Annotated in this window: 13 protein-coding genes and 3 tRNA genes; 5 read left to right on the forward strand and 11 right to left on the reverse strand. The window is 42.7% G+C overall.

Translation table 11 applies throughout. The annotated features are described in order from the left end of the window. Positions 1-336 precede the first annotated feature (336 nt). From H3T75_RS04930 to H3T75_RS04965, 8 genes are all read right to left on the reverse strand, one after another. The gene (locus H3T75_RS04930) at positions 337-909 is read right to left on the reverse strand and encodes a 50S ribosomal protein L25/general stress protein Ctc (RefSeq protein ID WP_025330605.1); all 573 of its coding nucleotides are present in this window, start codon (positions 907-909) and stop codon (positions 337-339) included. A 62-nt stretch (positions 910-971) separates the two neighbouring features. After that, a complete protein-coding gene (locus H3T75_RS04935; protein WP_025330604.1) occupies positions 972-1,958 on the reverse strand; it encodes a ribose-phosphate pyrophosphokinase in 987 nt (328 codons plus the stop codon). Between the two features lie 544 nt (positions 1,959-2,502). Continuing rightward, a tRNA-Gln gene (locus H3T75_RS04940) sits at positions 2,503-2,578 on the reverse strand. A gap of 30 nt (positions 2,579-2,608) precedes the next feature. Beyond that, positions 2,609-2,684 (reverse strand) — tRNA-Gln (locus H3T75_RS04945). Between the two features lie 19 nt (positions 2,685-2,703). Continuing rightward, positions 2,704-2,779: transfer RNA gene (locus H3T75_RS04950), tRNA-Gln, on the reverse strand. 10 nt (positions 2,780-2,789) lie between these two features. Then, positions 2,790-3,638 carry a 4-(cytidine 5'-diphospho)-2-C-methyl-D-erythritol kinase gene (ispE, locus tag H3T75_RS04955; protein WP_025330602.1) on the reverse strand — a complete coding sequence of 283 codons (849 nt, stop codon included), beginning with the start codon at positions 3,636-3,638 and terminating at the stop codon, positions 2,790-2,792. A 16-nt stretch (positions 3,639-3,654) separates the two neighbouring features. Continuing rightward, a complete protein-coding gene (gene lolB / locus H3T75_RS04960; RefSeq protein ID WP_198209366.1) occupies positions 3,655-4,287 on the reverse strand; it encodes a lipoprotein insertase outer membrane protein LolB in 633 nt (210 codons plus the stop codon). 183 nt (positions 4,288-4,470) lie between these two features. Next, complete coding sequence (locus H3T75_RS04965; protein ID WP_198209368.1) at positions 4,471-7,314, reverse strand: tetratricopeptide repeat protein; 2,844 nt, start codon at positions 7,312-7,314, stop codon at positions 4,471-4,473. Between the two features lie 331 nt (positions 7,315-7,645). Between H3T75_RS04965 and mutM the strand changes: the two genes are divergently transcribed. Further along, entirely contained in the window at positions 7,646-8,473 is an 828-nt protein-coding gene (gene mutM / locus H3T75_RS04970) for a bifunctional DNA-formamidopyrimidine glycosylase/DNA-(apurinic or apyrimidinic site) lyase (RefSeq protein WP_025330599.1), read from the forward strand. Between the two features lie 6 nt (positions 8,474-8,479). Then, the gene (locus tag H3T75_RS04975; RefSeq protein ID WP_110414488.1) at positions 8,480-9,289 is read left to right on the forward strand and encodes a lysophospholipid acyltransferase family protein; all 810 of its coding nucleotides are present in this window, start codon (positions 8,480-8,482) and stop codon (positions 9,287-9,289) included. 12 nt (positions 9,290-9,301) lie between these two features. Here H3T75_RS04975 and pdxH read toward each other — a convergent pair whose 3' ends face one another. After that, a complete protein-coding gene (gene pdxH, locus H3T75_RS04980) occupies positions 9,302-9,934 on the reverse strand; it encodes a pyridoxamine 5'-phosphate oxidase (protein WP_198211285.1) in 633 nt (210 codons plus the stop codon). A gap of 190 nt (positions 9,935-10,124) precedes the next feature. Here pdxH and hemA point away from each other — a divergent pair, with 190 nt between their 5' ends. Both hemA and prfA read left to right on the forward strand, forming a co-directional pair. Then, positions 10,125-11,387 carry a glutamyl-tRNA reductase gene (gene hemA / locus H3T75_RS04985; RefSeq protein WP_198209370.1) on the forward strand — a complete coding sequence of 421 codons (1,263 nt, stop codon included), beginning with the start codon at positions 10,125-10,127 and terminating at the stop codon, positions 11,385-11,387. Positions 11,388-11,468: 81 nt separating this feature from the next. Then, positions 11,469-12,551: a peptide chain release factor 1 gene (prfA, locus tag H3T75_RS04990; protein WP_110414173.1), complete on the forward strand. Its 1,083-nt coding sequence runs from the start codon at positions 11,469-11,471 to the stop codon at positions 12,549-12,551. Between the two features lie 54 nt (positions 12,552-12,605). Here the strand turns inward: prfA and H3T75_RS04995 are convergent, their stop codons facing one another. Together H3T75_RS04995 and H3T75_RS05000 are read right to left on the reverse strand one after the other, a co-directional pair. Continuing rightward, complete coding sequence (locus tag H3T75_RS04995; protein ID WP_110414172.1) at positions 12,606-13,481, reverse strand: EamA/RhaT family transporter; 876 nt, start codon at positions 13,479-13,481, stop codon at positions 12,606-12,608. A gap of 50 nt (positions 13,482-13,531) precedes the next feature. Then, complete coding sequence (locus H3T75_RS05000; protein WP_084562397.1) at positions 13,532-13,795, reverse strand: DUF1289 domain-containing protein; 264 nt, start codon at positions 13,793-13,795, stop codon at positions 13,532-13,534. A gap of 236 nt (positions 13,796-14,031) precedes the next feature. Here H3T75_RS05000 and typA point away from each other — a divergent pair, with 236 nt between their 5' ends. After that, positions 14,032-15,846 carry a translational GTPase TypA gene (typA, locus tag H3T75_RS05005; protein WP_025330592.1) on the forward strand — a complete coding sequence of 605 codons (1,815 nt, stop codon included), beginning with the start codon at positions 14,032-14,034 and terminating at the stop codon, positions 15,844-15,846. Positions 15,847-16,082: the final 236 nt, after the last annotated feature.

Raw genomic sequence — 16,082 nt, forward strand, 5'->3', positions numbered from 1 at the left:
GTGTTGAATCAGATGAAAGCTTTTTTATATTTTTGACTTTTTTATGTTATTAATATATTTATAAAATAATTAGTATGCATTACTTATTTTATAAAACGTAATTTGAATGAAATAAAATATTTTTATATATTTTTCTTGTGCAGACCGTTTATTTCTGATTTTTCAAATTTAACTTTACGTTTTGCTATATGTGCTAAATTGTAATTATTTAAATTTAGGAGTTATTACTCCAATTACTATAAAAAAACTGAAGTCTGTTACTACAGACTTCAGTTTTCAATGGTATTTTACTTTTAGGTAAAATACTAATCAGATGCAGGTATTGATTTTTACTGCTTATTTGTTTTTACCAGTAGCAGAAGCAATAGCCAGATTTTCATTGCGATTTAATGCAACGCTGGTCACACCTTCCGGGAACACTAAATCGGTCAGGTGACGAATTTCACCGGCACTGATGGTAGAAACATCCAGTTCCAATACAGCTGGAATGTTTTTCGGTAAAGCATTTACTTCTACGCTGGTAGCCAGCAGAGACACACGACCACTTTGCAATTTTTCTGCCGGAGAAATAGCAGCATTCAGCAAGTGTAGCGGAACACGAATATTGATAGCTTTATTTGCATCAACGGCCTGGAAATCAATGTGCTGTACTTGTTGTTTAAACGGATGCATCTGGAAATCACGTACAATAACGTCGTAGGTTTTGCCATTAACATCCAGTTTGATGATAGCAGTATGGAAAGATTCTTTTTCCAGTGCGTACCATAAAGTACGATGATCTACTGTAATGGCTACTGGTTCGGTACCTTCGCCGTACAATACAGCCGGTACTTTACCTTCGCGACGCAGGCGGCGGCTCGCACCAGTGCCCTGAGCTTCACGGATTTCTGCTTTAATTTCGTAAGACATAACTACTCCAAAGTTAATAATGCCGTCATCGGCCGCGACCAGCTTAAGACGGCTTGGGGGTATTAAGGGAGAAACATTGCTCCCGGTATGGCCACATCTTCATTGAAAAGATATGACACAGATTCTTCGTTACTGATACGACGTACAGTTTCTGCAAGCAGGCCTGAAATACTTACCTGACGAATCCGATCACATTTCTGTGCAGCTTCAGATAAAGGAATAGTATCAGTGACTACAACCTGATCGATTTCTGATGAAGCAATACGCTCAATCGCCGCTCCGGAAAATACCGGATGAGTAGCATAAGCCAGCACGCGTTCTGCACCGCGTTCTTTTAATGCTGATGCAGCTTTACATAAGGTATTTGCTGTATCAATCATATCATCAATAATCAGGCAGGTACGATTCTGAATTTCACCGATTACATTCATTACTTCTGCCACATTGGCTTTTGGCCGGCGTTTATCAATAATGGCCAGATCAGTGCCCAGTGTTTTTGCTACGGCACGGGCGCGCACTACACCACCGATATCAGGGCTGACAACTGTCAGATTATCAATGCGCTGCTTTTCAATATCATGCACCAGAATGGGGGTAGCATAAATATTGTCTACCGGAATATCAAAAAAGCCCTGAATCTGGTCAGCATGCAAGTCAACTGTAAGTACGCGGTCGATACCGGCAGAATACAGCATATTGGCTACCAGTTTGGCAGAAATCGGCACACGTACTGAACGCGGACGGCGATCCTGGCGTGCATAGCCGAAATAAGGAATGGCTGCAGTAATCCGTCCGGCTGAAGCACGCTTGAGTGCATCAGCCATTGTCAGGATTTCCATTAAGTTATCGTTAGTCGGTGCACAGGTAGGCTGTACGATAAATACATCACGACCACGTACATTTTCAAGTAATTCAATTGCAATTTCGCCATCAGAAAATTTTCCAACTGAAGCACGTCCCAGAGAAATATCCAAGTGTCTGGCTACGTTATTTGCCAGCTCCGGATTCGCATTGCCGGTAAAAACCATCAAACTGTCGTATGCTGCCATTTCTGTTGTACCTGAGTCCTGTTTTGGTTTGGTTTGATTTGTGTGAGGTAGATTAAACATTAATCCAAAGCTTTCATATCACCACTTGGGTTGTAGTGTATCTGTCATTTAAACAAGTAATGGCTTTCAACGTTATGAATTTCGTTGCTCATTTCGCTGTTAACCCGTTTACGTTACTTTTAAATTCAAAAGCAATGACCACCTCTTTGAAAAATATTCTGTATATACTGATAGCTGCAAGTATCATGGTTAAAACAGATTTAATCAATCAATTTTGCCGATACCTGATAGCAACACAACAAAATAGTAACACTATTCTATTACTAGGATTGAAACTGTATTGCATTTTGCAGGCTTAACCATGCTAATTATCACAAAAAGTGAAAACAGTTATACAAACTTGCTTGTTTCCCGACTGGAAGTTTTCCGTACGGGATTAATGGCAAATTATATCACTTATGGCAATCTGCACGTGCTATAAAATAACAATTTGTCATTTACACATTAAATAAGCGTGTAAGTAAACTTACACGCTTATCTGAATTGGCTGGGGAGGTAGGATTCGAACCTACGCATACCGGAATCAGAATCCGGGGTCTTAACCACTTGACGACTCCCCAATAGGGTTTACTGCTTATTTGCTCGAAATGTGGCTGGGGAGGTAGGATTCGAACCTACGCATACTGGGATCAAAACCCAGTGTCTTAACCACTTGACGACTCCCCAATGCTTTTTATCAAGCAACTGGCTGGGGAGGTAGGATTCGAACCTACGCATACTGGGATCAAAACCCAGTGTCTTAACCACTTGACGACTCCCCAACTACACACATCATTGATAAAACGGATGCCTCGTCAGGGAAGCAACACAATATGCCTGATGCGCGCAAGAAACTTTATTGTAAACAGCTTGCGCTGCACTTTCAGAATTAAATGACAAAAATACACATGCACCAGAACCACTCATCATTGGTGAACCGTATTCAGCCAAAACATCAAATGCCGCTTTTACTGCTGGATACTCAGCTAAAACAACGCTCTGCATATCATTGCGCCAGTGCTGTCCTGCTTGGAAGTCTGGCATTATCCGTGGCTTGGAATCACGTGTCAAGTCTTTATGTGCAAATATTTTCGGTGTACTGACATGCACCGGAGGCTTGATAATCACATACCATTGTTTTGGCAAAGATATCGGGCTTAATTGCTCACCAATACCGCGAGCAAATGCACTTTGTCCAAAAATAAAAAACGGCACATCTGCACCTAAGCGCACGCCAAGCTGTAATAGTTCTGTCTTACTCAGATTAAGCTGCCACAATCGGTTAAGCACCATTAATACGACTGCCGCATCCGCACTGCCACCACCCAGTCCGCCACCAACAGGAATCTGTTTTTCCAGCCAGATATCCACTCCGTGTTTAGTACCGGTATGGTCGGATAATAACCGGGCTGCACGCACACACAAATCCTGCTCTTCAGTAATGCCGTCAGTTGGCGTATGTAACTTTATGCAGCCTGTCTGATTTAGGCTGAACCAGATATGATCATACAGCTCAATCAGAGTAAAAATGCTTTCAAGTAAATGGTAGCCGTCGGCGCGCCGTCCGACGATTCTCAAATCAAGATTCAGCTTGGCCGGCGCCAGAAAATGCCGTGCATCAGCTGCTGGAGATTTATTCATATTTTTAAATAATTAATCAGGATAATTTTTGACGCAATTCGCATTGTGCTGATTTTGCACTATCATCAGTATCTGTATATTCATCAAACACCAGTCTGATGTCGAAGCGTGCATTATTTAACAGTACAATACGCGGATTATGACTTCCGTTTTGTTGCTGACGCTGGATAATCCAGCCAGACTGTTTAAGTTTGCCGTTGGGCAATAACTGATAAGGTTCATCTGCAATCCAATATCCCTGCACCCATTGATTCAAGTGATCAAACGGAAGCACAAAACCAAGCATACGCTGGCTTAACTCCTCAATACTGGCTGCAGTAATTATCTGCCCTTTACTGTCTTCTGCAATTACACCTGAGCTGTCAGTACATAAAACCCCTACACTATTACCCAATGGTGTTTTGACTTCAATTGTTTGTACGCTACCGGTATTCTGCCAGCTAAAATTTGCATAGCTTCCTCTACCCTGATCCTTAATAGCCAGCCGTCCGGAACTGTCAAAACCGGAAACATCATTTTCGTTACCAGCCTGCCAGTCTGATGCCGATGTTATTCTGTCTGGTATGAGGCTGCTACAGGCACTTAAAGCCAGGCTGGTGATAGCTGCTGCCAGATAAAGATTTTTTTTACGTAAATATGAATATATCATTCTTATTCCGGTATCTATGATTGTCTATTATTGTAATATTATCAGAATTAGTTATATAAGCTGTGTGAAGTTAATTTATGTTTTAGAATTAAATGAATAGCTGCCGTTGACACTTGATGCATACGGCAGCTTTTTCGGTAAATTTCAATAGTTCAGTTGCTAAAGTCGATAACTAGTATCCGGCTATTTATTGTTTTGTGATTTCGGTGCAGTAGTCAGACTAGACGGATTTACATTAAATTTTTTCAAAATCTGTTGTAACTCTTTCTGGTCAGAGTCTTTATTAGCTAATCCCTGTGCCCAAATTTTTCGTGCCTGTTCCTGTTCTCCTTGCTGCCACAAGACTTCTCCCAGATGCGCTGCAATGGCACTTTCCTGCTGAACCTGATAGGCTGAACGTAAAAGCGGTAACGCTTTTTCAGGCTGGTTATTCAGATAATATGCCCACCCCAGACTATCCTGAATTGCCCAGGACTCATTATCCAGCTGACTTGCATGCTGCAAAATCGATAAAGCCTCTGCCCAATAGCGTTTTGGCATACTTAGCATGGTATAGCCCAGCCCATTATAGCCCTCCGCATCATCAGGTTTTAATTCAATAAAAGCACGAATATCTTTTATTGCCTTTTTCGGCTGATCCAGTTTTTCACTATAAGCTGTTGCTCGTGAATACAGCAGGAATGCTTTTAAGTCTGTATTATTATCCTCAGATGCAGCAGCTTTTTTGTCTGCATCCTTTAGCATCTGTGTCAGCTTTTGTACATAAACTTTCGGATCGAGGGTTTTACTATCAATATAAACTGACAGTGCAATGGTATGCATATTATCAGAAACGGGTGATTCTTTATTCTGATCTATCCGAGCTAACCATTGCTTTGCAGCCGGTATATTATTTTGGGTTACTTCAATCATCCCCATCAGATAGGCTTTATCTCCGATCAACTCACTATCAGTTACTTTATCCAGCCACTTACGTGCAGAGGTCATATCCCGATTAGAAAAGTAATATGTTGCAGCGAGAAGCGCTGCCTGACTTTGTTGAAGTCTGTTACCGGTCTGAATGACTTTATTAATATTTTCAATCAAAGCCGGTTCATTGGTTCTGTTGCTAAATAAAATTCCTGCCTGTTGTAAATAGATATCTGCATCAGCCTGAGTTTCTACCTTCTTTGCTGTAGCTAAGGGCAGACTATTCGGTCTGATTTGGTGTTTACTTAGTATTTGATTCAGAATTTTATGATCACTGGCTTTATTAAGCCAGCCCTGAGCCCATATCTGACGAGCTTCGTCCTCACGCCCTTGCTGCCAGTAAACTTCCCCCAGATGAGCAGCTACTTCACTTTCCGGCAGCTTCTGATATGCATATTCTAGTAAAGGCAGCGCTTTTTCTACATTACCATTAAGAAAATAAGCCCAGCCCAGGCTGTCATTAATTGCCGGAGACTGGTTATTCTGAGCATAGGCTTGCTCCAGCAATTGCTGTGCTTCCTGCCAGTGATCTTTTGACAGACTTAATAAGGTGTAACCCAGTGCATTAAGCCCCTCTATCTGATTAGGCCGCATTTTCACAAACCGGCGCAGATCTGCTACTGCTTTTGCCGGCTCATCAAATTTATCTGCATATAACAGCCCACGAAGGAGTAATAACGGCGCAACATTTTCTACCTGTGTTCTGGTATCACCATGTTCTGCTTCATTAATCACTCTATTCAGATATTGTTCATATTTCTGGTCAGTAAGTGAAGAACTATTTACAAATGTTTGTAAACGAAGCAAATCCGATCCGCTGAAAAAAGTACCTGCCGGTGTTTTATCTGTCTGAACTTTATTTAACCATTGCTGAGCTGCTTTCCAGTGTTTTTGTTCTGCTTCAATTGAGCACATCATAAGTGCCTGATCAAAGAGAAACTGCGGATCATTAACTTTAGTCGCCCACGAACGGGAAGCCGGCAGATTATGTTCATCATAATAGCGCATAGCCACCATCATGGCCGCTTTACTTCGCTGATTGGAATTCCCCAGTTCTACAATTTTCTCTGCATAGCCGGCAATGGTAGCTGTAGCAGCTTTTTGACTGACAGCCAGATAAACTGCCTGCAAATACAGATCCGCGCTTTTACTTTTCTCAAGTAATGGCTGCAAAGTTTGATATGCCTGTTGTAATTGATTATTCTTAATCAGCAATTCTATATAAAGACTTTGCCATTTAGCTGGCATGGTATCCACACCGGTTAGCTGGTAAAAATCCAGCAGATATTGTGGCTGCTTAAGATTAATCAGGTTCAGTGTCAGCTGGCTGGCTGGAAAAATATCGGTATCCAGATGAACCAGTAATTGTAACGCTTTGATGGTTTGCTCTTTATGCGCACCGGTTGCACCATAAATAGCATCGGCAATTAGGGCTTCTGCCATTTCAGGATGTAAAACTGCTGTTTTGTGAATCGGTGCATTTAACTCATCAGTGGCATCCAGATTATTTAACCGGAATTGTGCCATTTTTAAAAACAACCGGCGCAGCTGATAATCATTGGCATGAGATAAAACTGCATCTGCATTTTTCAATACTTGCGGCACATCATTTTTGGCGATAGCCAGCTCCCACATCAGGCGCTGTCTGGCTGGTGTCTCTGTCGGCTCAATTTGCTGCCAGCGATTAGCAATGGTTTGCGCTTCGGTGATTTTATTTGCGCCAAGAGCCATTTCCATCGCCCGTTCAGCCACATCTGGTTCCTGTGTATGCTCAAGCATTCGCATATCTGCGGCCAGAGCCTGATCCGTTTTACCCTGAGAATAAATAAGTTCTGTGGCAAATAAAGTAAAAATATCATTGGCACGGCCGGCAATAGCCAGACGCCGTTGCAGCGAATCTGCATCATCCGGTGCTGTAACCTGATTATTTATCCGCTCAATTTTAGTTTGAATCAATGGTACTGGTTTATGCTGCTCTGACACACTGTTGGCATTGGCCATATGTACAGCCATTAAACTTAAAACAATCGGGGTAATACGATGAATCCAACGAGGCATTAAACTTCTCCATATATGCAAATCAGTTTACGTAGACACTGAATCATAAATAAATAACAACTCTGTACTTGTGCAGGCAATTTTTTTCTAATCGCGGTTTATCATGCAATATGTGTTCAGTTATTAAATACTTTAACCGGCACGATAAAATTTGCAGCCGTTTAAAGAATAAACTATTAGGGTAAAATAATTTGCTACTTTAACACAGACAATTTTAGCTGCGTATGACTTATGGCAATTTTATCTGATTAAAACTGACACAGTATGTGCTTTAAATTTTGTTTTCATGATGCTATTGTAACGATTTTATTCTGAATAATATAAATAAATTATGCCCGAGTTACCGGAAGTAGAAACAACGCTGCGCGGAATCGCTCCTTTTATTGAAAATCAAACTATTTCACAGGTAGAAGTGCGTCAGCCGCGTTTACGCTGGCCGATAATAGATAATCTAGGCGAACAGCTTGGCGGCGAAAAGGTATTATCAGTCAGACGCAGAGCTAAATACCTGCTGATTGAATTAGCTTCAGGCACATTAATTATTCATCTGGGTATGTCAGGCAGTTTACGCGTCTTTACTGACTTTACTGCTCCGCCAGTACAAAAACATGATCATGTAGATATTGCTTTTAGTAATGGTACGCTCTTACGATTTCATGACCCCAGACGTTTCGGAGCTGTTTTATGGTTTATCGGACTCATTGAACAGCATCCTTTATTAGTTAACCTCGGACCGGAACCACTCAGCCAGGATTTTAATACTGATTATTTGCTACAAAAACTTTCAAACCAGAAACGTGCGATTAAAACAGCAATTATGGATAATAAGATTGTTGTCGGTGTAGGCAATATCTATGCTAACGAAGCTTTGTTCCGTACTGGTATCCATCCGGCCATTCCGGCTATGAAGCTGAATAAACAGCAGATTAGCGCACTGACTGATGCAATCAAACAGATACTACAGGAAGCCATTACAGCAGGTGGCAGTACTTTAAGGGATTTTGTAAATAGTGCTGGTACCAGTGGTTATTTTCAGCTACAACATCAGGCATACGGACGAGCCGGTGAACCTTGCCCGCAATGCGGGCATCCGATTGAAAAAATGATTTTGGGACAAAGAAGCAGTTTTTATTGTCCTCAATGCCAGAAAAAACGATAAATAACAATGACAAAATCAGAACATACTTCTTTAATTACCCGTTTTTCGCGTATTTTCAGACTGGCTTTATGGCTGGTTAAGACAATCAGACGGGTAAATCGGTTTAAGAACCTGAATGAAACAGAGCGAAATAAGGAATTAATTTCAATTGCGCACAATTTACTTGATATTCTGCACGTAAAGGTAAACTCTGAACAATTATTACCCGATACAGCAAGTATGCCCTGGCTTACTGTAGCCAATCATATTAGCTGGCTGGATATTTTCGTATTAATGTCCTATATCCCCGGTGGCTTTATTGCTAAACAAAGTGTCAAATCATGGCCGGTAATCGGCAGACTGGCTACAAACGGGGGCACTGTTTATATTAATCGTCAGTCGAGACAGGATATTAATCCGGTTATCAAAGCCATAGTACTGGCATTACATGAAGGTAAAAACGTCCTGTTTTTTCCCGAAGCGTATACATCTGAGGGAATGACTACCTTGCCGTTTAAAGCAGCGCTGTTTCAGGCAGCAATAGATGCAGATACACCCGTGATGGCAGTAGCCATGCGCTATTACAACCCTCAGGGATTGCGTACATCTAAAGTAGCATTTGCCGGCAAAACCAGTTTATTGCGTAGTCTGTGGAATATAGTATCTATGCCGGAAATTATAGTAAAAGTAGATTTTTCTGCGTTGCTGAATATTGCTGAAAACAAAACAAATGATCGTTTCAGCCTGAAAACTCAGGCTGAAGATTTTATTCAAAACAAAGTTCTTATGGATAGTCCGGCTACAGCAGCCGCGCCTTCAACTTCTGAATCAATATAGGCCAAAAGATGTTTAAGGTGATAAGCGCTGTTTAATCCAGAGATTATTTTGTCTTGTATACTGAATACGGTCATGTAAACGGCTTGGTCTTCCCTGCCAGAATTCTACCAGCTCGGGTTTAACCAGATATCCGCCCCAATGCGGCGGTCTGGGTACATTGAACAAATATTTTGCCCCCAGTTTTGCTGCACGCGCCATCAGCTCGGTTTTACTATTAATTACGGCGCTTTGTTCACTAGCCCATGCACCAATACGGCTGCTGTAAGGTCGGGACTGAAAATAGGCATCTGATTCTGCTGCAGGTAATTGTTGCACGCTTCCCTCCACCCGTACCTGACGTTCCAGTTCCGGCCAGAAAAATGTGAGTGCCGCATGCGGATTCAGACTTAATGAACGCCCTTTACGGCTATGATAATTAGTAAAAATTACAAACCCTTCTGCTGTCACTTCTTTTAACAGCACAATGCGGGCATTAGGTCGTCCGTGCTGATCAACAGTAGCAACATTCATGGCTGTAGGCTCATTTACTTTGGCATGCATGGCTGCCATTAACCATTTTTGAAACTGCTCCAAAGGGTCTTCACAGCAATCAGCTTCACTAAGTGACTGCTGGCTGTAATCTTCACGAATATCGTGCAAATCCAGATTCTTCATTTTTTTGTTTATGCATGCGAAAAAGTTATTTATACCACTCTCAGGCATGATTTACTGCTTTTTCAGCACTGATAGCGTATAATTGCCCGATTTAATAACTTTATATTTATATAGAATATAAAGTCTGGCTGGCAATTATCCTACCCGCGGTAGCGGGCAAACGCAAATTACTTCAGGTAGTATGTCTTTAACCGTTATCGGACTCAATCACCAAACTGCGCCAGTTTCTGTACGTGAACGTTTGGCTTTCCCTGCCATAGAACTGGCAGAAGCACTGACTGCGCTTGGCAGTCAGGAAGAAATAGCAGAAGCGATGATTCTGTCTACCTGTAACCGTACAGAAATTTACTGTACTGGTAATGCAACCACAGCCATACAATGGCTGGCCGACTACCATCAATTGCCATTATCTGAATTTGCTCCCTATTTATATCAATTCCATGATAAACAGGCTGTGCAGCATGCCTTTCGGGTGGCTTGCGGACTGGATTCAATGGTTTTAGGTGAACCGCAGATTCTCGGACAATTAAAAGAAGCCGTACGCGTTGCCCGCAGCCGGCATACGCTGCATCAGCAGCTGAATGCTCTGTTTGAAAAAACTTTTGCAGCAGCTAAAGAAATTCGCAATGAAAGTGCAGTTGGAGAAAACTCTGTATCCATGGCTGCTGCTGCAGTTAAAATGGCCGCACAGATTTTTCCTGATATTTCAGCATTGAATGTTTTAATGGTGGGTGCCGGTGAAATGATTGAGCTGGTAGCCACCTATTTTGCCGCAGAATGTCCGCGGCGCCTGACTGTTTTAAACCGTACACTGGAGCGGGCTCAGGAGTTATGTCAGAAATTAAGCTGTGAAGCAGATGCACGCATATTAACTGCTTTACCTGAAATTCTGGCTGAATACGACGTAATTGTTTCTTCTACTGCCAGCCCTTTTCCGGTTATTGGTAAAGGTTTAGTAGAACGCGCACTCAGGCAGCGGCGCGGCATGCCGATGTTTTTGCTTGATCTGGCCGTACCACGCGACATTGAAGCCGAAGCAGGCGAACTGAACGATGCGTATTTATATAGTGTTGATGATATGGTTCATATTGTGCAGCATGGTCAGGCAGCACGGCAACAGGCTGCAGCTGAAGCTGAAAAGATGGTTGCAGGCAAAGTTGCTGAGTTTATTGCATGGCAACAGACACGTAATAGCGTTCCTTTAATTTGTGAATTGCGCGATCAGGGTGAACAGCAGCGCAGCAAAGCAGTCAATAAAGCTCTGCGCCGTCTGCGTAAAGGTACACCTGTTGAAGAAGTATTGCAGCGTTTAAGCCGTGAATTAACCAATAGCCTTTTGCATGCACCCACCCGAGCTTTAAATAAAGACAGTCAGCAATATCCTGAGCTGGCCGAGGCCATTTGTCAGATTTACCAGCTGCATGGAAAAAATCAGCAGCATTAGCTACTGCCTCCAATTTATTCATAATCCTTAACTCTATATATTTAATACGACTGATAGCTTTTATTTAATACGGAATACCAGATGAAACCTTCATTGATAGACAAGTTACAGCACCTGACTGAGCGTCTGGAAGAAGTAACCGCTTTGCTGGCTTCTCCTGATGTCACGGACAATATTGACGAATATCGTCGCCTTACTCGTGAACATGCCGAGCTTACACCGGTAGTAGAAACCTATCGCCAGTATACACAGGCAGAAACTGATTTAGCTGCCGCAGAAGAAATGCTGGCAGACCCGGAATTAAAAGAATTTGCGGCTGAAGAAATCAATACTGCCCGTAATCAGATTACTCAGCTGGATGGCGAGCTGCAAAAACTTTTATTACCGAAAGACGAAGATGATGACAAGAATATTTTCATAGAAATTCGTGCCGGAACCGGTGGTGATGAAGCAGCTTTATTTGCCGGCGATTTATTGCGCATGTATACCCGCTTTGCAGAACGTATGGGCTGGCAGGTAGAAATTGTATCCGCCAGTGAAAGTGATCTGGGTGGCTATAAAGAAGTGATTGCACGAATTGCAGGCATGAATGTTTACAGTCAGCTCAAATTTGAATCTGGCGGCCATCGGGTTCAGCGCGTACCAACCACAGAAAGTCAGGGCAGAATCCATACCTCAGCCTGTACTGTGGCCATTATGCCGGAAGCCGATGAAGTGGCTGAAGTACAGCTCAATCCGAACGATTTACGCATTGATACTTTCCGCGCCTCTGGTGCGGGTGGTCAGCATATTAATAAGACGGATTCTGCCGTACGTATTACTCACTTACCAACGGGTATGGTAGTGGAATGTCAGGATGGTCGTTCACAGCATGCCAATAAAGCACAGGCAATGCGAGTACTTGCCTCCCGTCTGTACGAACAGCAAAAACATGCTGCTCATGCCAAAGAGGCTGCTGAACGTAAAAGCCTGATTGGCAGCGGCGACCGCAGTGAACGTATTCGCACATATAATTATCCGCAAGGCAGAGTAACCGATCATCGCATCAATCTTACTTTGCATAAACTGGATTTTATTATGGATGGTGATTTATCTGAGCTGACACAGGCATTAATTGCCGAGCATCAGGCTCAGCAGCTGGCACAATTAAGTAATGCCGGCTAAGCACATCAAAAAAAGCTGTTCTGAATTTCAGAACAGCTTTTCAATATAAATCGGCTACAACAAAGAATTAAGCCTGCTGCCATAAAACAGAAACCAGATTGCAGCAATTGCCAGTACAATTCCGGCAGCATTCAAACCATTGATTTTTTCTTTAAACACAAAAGCACCAATAATAGTGGCCAGTGTTATTACGCCCAGATTCATACCGGCAAATACCAGCGAAGGGTCTTGCTGAAAATACTGATGTGCACGAATGTAAAACAGAATATTGGCAAAATTCAAACCACCCAGTATCAGACCTGCCAGAATACTGGCCGCATTCCAGACTATTCTGCGTAAACACAGATAACATATAATCAGAATAGCAGCGAGGATAAATGACACCAGCAAGGTCGGTGCAAAAGCTGTTCCGCTTTTCGCCATCTGTTTAAACAGAATATCTGTTGTTCCGTAACAAAGCCATACACCGAATAAATAGCCGGCAGTACTTAAAAAATCGCCTTTTCCTTTGCTTTTAGCCGGGTTCTCACGGTACAGCAAGGTAAGCAAGGCCATTAGTGCCAGTGCAATTCCAATAATTTTATTAGTGCTTAAAGTTTCTCCAAAGACCACAAATGCGGCCACTATAGGCATAAATAGCGACAGGCGCTGTGCAGCATCTGTTTTTACCATTCCCGCCTGTTCGATAGCCCGCCCCAGCACAATAAAGCCGAGCGGCAGACCAATACCTAAAGCCAGAAAAATAATCCAGTGACTGCTATAAGTATGCCAGTCAGAAAAATCCGGACGTAAAAAAAACCAGGTGCAGGCAGCAGCTACCGGGTAATTAATCGCTACGGCCTGAGCAATATTAACACCGTTTCTGCGTGCCAGTTTCAGTAATACTGATACAGAGACACTACATAAAATACTAATAATCAGAAAATGCATTTTTTCCCCAAAAATCAAAATTTACGAACTAACTTATCAGCTATTGAAAACTAAAAATCAAAATCTGCCTGCAGCCATATTTGCTCACTCAGATTTTGTTCTGTCTGGTCTGCTGGTTGTGATTGCATTTGTTCCAGCTTGCGCCGGCGCAATGCACACAAACGCAGCACATACTGTTTCTGAGTATCAGACATACGTAACCAGTAAAGACGCTCGTCCCTGCTGCGCAGACAGCCTTTGCAATATCCCTTATGATTGCTTTCACAAACACCTTTACAGGGACTGGGAATAACAAAAAATTCTAACTGTTCCATTGCCTAGGTTTTGCATCCCTCTTCAATACCACAATTACAACAGACTGCCTCAAATAACCCAGCCGGAATAACACCGGAAAAACGTTAACTATGACACATACACAGATGTAAGTCAGCCTCTTTAATACGGACAGAACATCTGATTTTGCTAAAAATTCCACGAAAAGCAGAGTAAATGTTATAATTCAAGGTTAATTTTCCTTACAAATAGCTAATAAACTAGGTTACACACTCCTATGAGTAAAAAAATTCGTAATATTGCCATTATCGCACACGTCGACCACGGCAAAACCACACTGGTAGACCAGTTATTGCGCCAGTCCGGTACTTTCCGTGCCAATCAGCAGGTAGACGAACGAGTAATGGACAGCAACGATCTTGAAAAAGAACGCGGCATTACCATTCTTGCCAAAAATACCGCCATCGAATACGAAGGCTACCATATTAATATCGTTGATACACCCGGACATGCCGACTTTGGCGGCGAAGTAGAACGTGTACTGGGAATGGTAGACTGTGTGCTACTACTGGTGGATGCACAGGAAGGTCCGATGCCGCAAACCCGCTTTGTTACCAAAAAAGCACTGGCATTAGGGCTGAAACCGATTGTAGTGATCAATAAAATTGATAAGCCAAGTGCCCGCCCGAGCTGGGTAATTGACCAGACATTTGAACTATTCGATAAACTGGGCGCTACCGATGAACAGCTCGACTTCCCTATCGTTTATGCTTCTGGTCTGTCTGGCTTTGCCAAGCTGAATGAAGAAGACGAATCTACCGATATGCGTCCGCTGTTTGAAACCATTCTGAAATATACCCCGGAACCAGCCGGTGATGCAGATAAACCTCTGCAATTACAGATTTCTCAGCTTGATTATGATAACTATACCGGCCGGCTGGGTATCGGTCGTATTCTGAACGGACGAATTAAACCCGGTCAGGTAGTAGCTATCATGAATGAAGATAAGCAGATTGGTCAGGGACGCATTAATCAGTTGCTTGGCTTCAAAGGATTGGAACGCATTCCGTTACAAGAAGCAGAAGCCGGTGATATTGTTACGGTTTCCGGACTGGAAGATATAGGTATCGGTGTTACCATTGCTGATCGTGAACAACCTCAGGGGCTGCCTATGCTGAGCGTAGACGAACCTACCCTGACGATGGATTTCATGGTCAACACCAGCCCGCTGGCCGGTACAGAAGGTAAATTTGTTACCAGTCGCCAGATTCGCGAACGTTTGCAAAAAGAATTGCTGACCAATGTAGCCCTTCGCGTTGAAGACACAGCAGACGCAGATGTATTCCGTGTTTCAGGCCGTGGTGAGCTTCATCTGACTATTCTGATTGAAAATATGCGCCGTGAAGGTTATGAGCTGGCTGTCGGCAAACCACGTGTGGTTTTCCGTGAAATTGACGGCGTTAAATGCGAACCTTACGAAAACCTGACTGTCGATGTAGAAGACAATACTCAGGGTGCTGTAATGGAAGAACTGGGTCGCCGCCGCGGTGAACTGACCAATATGGAAAGCGACGGCAAAGGCCGTACCCGTCTGGAATACCGTATTCCTGCGCGCGGTCTGATTGGTTTTCAGGGTGAATTCATGACCATGACCCGTGGTCAGGGACTGATGAGCCACGTATTTGATAATTACGCACCAGTAAAAGCAGAAATACCCGGCCGCCGCAATGGTGTACTGGTATCACAAGAACAGGGTGATGCCGTAGCCTATGCTTTATGGAATCTGGAAGACCGAGGTCGTATGTTTATCAATCCGGGCGAAAAAATTTACGAAGGCATGATTATCGGTATTCATAGCCGTGACAATGATCTGGTTGTTAATCCGCTGAAAGGCAAAAAACTGACTAATGTCCGTGCTTCCGGCACAGATGAAGCAGTGCGTCTGACTCCGCCGGTACTAATGTCTCTGGAAGCTGCGGTAGAGTTTATCGATGATGATGAACTAGTAGAAATTACTCCGCAAACCATTCGTCTGCGTAAACGCTACCTGAGCGAACAGGAACGCCGCAAACACTTTAAAAAATTAGATTAATTAAAGTTTATCTGGTACAGGCAGCTTTTTAAAGGCTGCCTTTTTTCAATATCGAATATTTATCTTTAAGAAAAATATTTCATAATAAATAGCATTGTTATTCAATCTAGTTATTGTATTGCTATTGAATCATCCAGTCTCAACAAATAACGCAGGTTTATTTATCATTTATATTTTATACAGATTGTCTGTACTGCAAATGCTCACTAATATACAGATACCATGCCAAACTGATA

This window comes from Snodgrassella sp. W8135 (assembly GCF_016101225.1).
Classification (GTDB): Bacteria; Pseudomonadota; Gammaproteobacteria; order Burkholderiales; family Neisseriaceae; genus Snodgrassella; species Snodgrassella alvi.

Excerpts from the sequence above, each read along its gene's own strand:
- H3T75_RS04995 (WP_110414172.1), bottom strand. The coding sequence starts at position 13,481 with ATGCATTTTCTGATTATTAGTATTTTATGTAGTGTCTCTGTATCAGTA.
- ispE (WP_025330602.1), bottom strand. The coding sequence starts at position 3,638 with ATGAATAAATCTCCAGCAGCTGATGCACGGCATTTTCTGGCGCCGGCC.
- H3T75_RS04935 (WP_025330604.1), bottom strand. The coding sequence starts at position 1,958 with ATGGCAGCATACGACAGTTTGATGGTTTTTACCGGCAATGCGAATCCG.
- H3T75_RS04975 (WP_110414488.1), top strand. The coding sequence starts at position 8,480 with ATGACAAAATCAGAACATACTTCTTTAATTACCCGTTTTTCGCGTATT.
- H3T75_RS04930 (WP_025330605.1), bottom strand. The coding sequence starts at position 909 with ATGTCTTACGAAATTAAAGCAGAAATCCGTGAAGCTCAGGGCACTGGT.
- prfA (WP_110414173.1), top strand. The coding sequence starts at position 11,469 with ATGAAACCTTCATTGATAGACAAGTTACAGCACCTGACTGAGCGTCTG.
- typA (WP_025330592.1), top strand. The coding sequence starts at position 14,032 with ATGAGTAAAAAAATTCGTAATATTGCCATTATCGCACACGTCGACCAC.
- H3T75_RS04965 (WP_198209368.1), bottom strand. The coding sequence starts at position 7,314 with ATGCCTCGTTGGATTCATCGTATTACCCCGATTGTTTTAAGTTTAATG.
- mutM (WP_025330599.1), top strand. The coding sequence starts at position 7,646 with ATGCCCGAGTTACCGGAAGTAGAAACAACGCTGCGCGGAATCGCTCCT.
- H3T75_RS05000 (WP_084562397.1), bottom strand. The coding sequence starts at position 13,795 with ATGGAACAGTTAGAATTTTTTGTTATTCCCAGTCCCTGTAAAGGTGTT.
- lolB (WP_198209366.1), bottom strand. The coding sequence starts at position 4,287 with ATGATATATTCATATTTACGTAAAAAAAATCTTTATCTGGCAGCAGCT.
- hemA (WP_198209370.1), top strand. The coding sequence starts at position 10,125 with ATGTCTTTAACCGTTATCGGACTCAATCACCAAACTGCGCCAGTTTCT.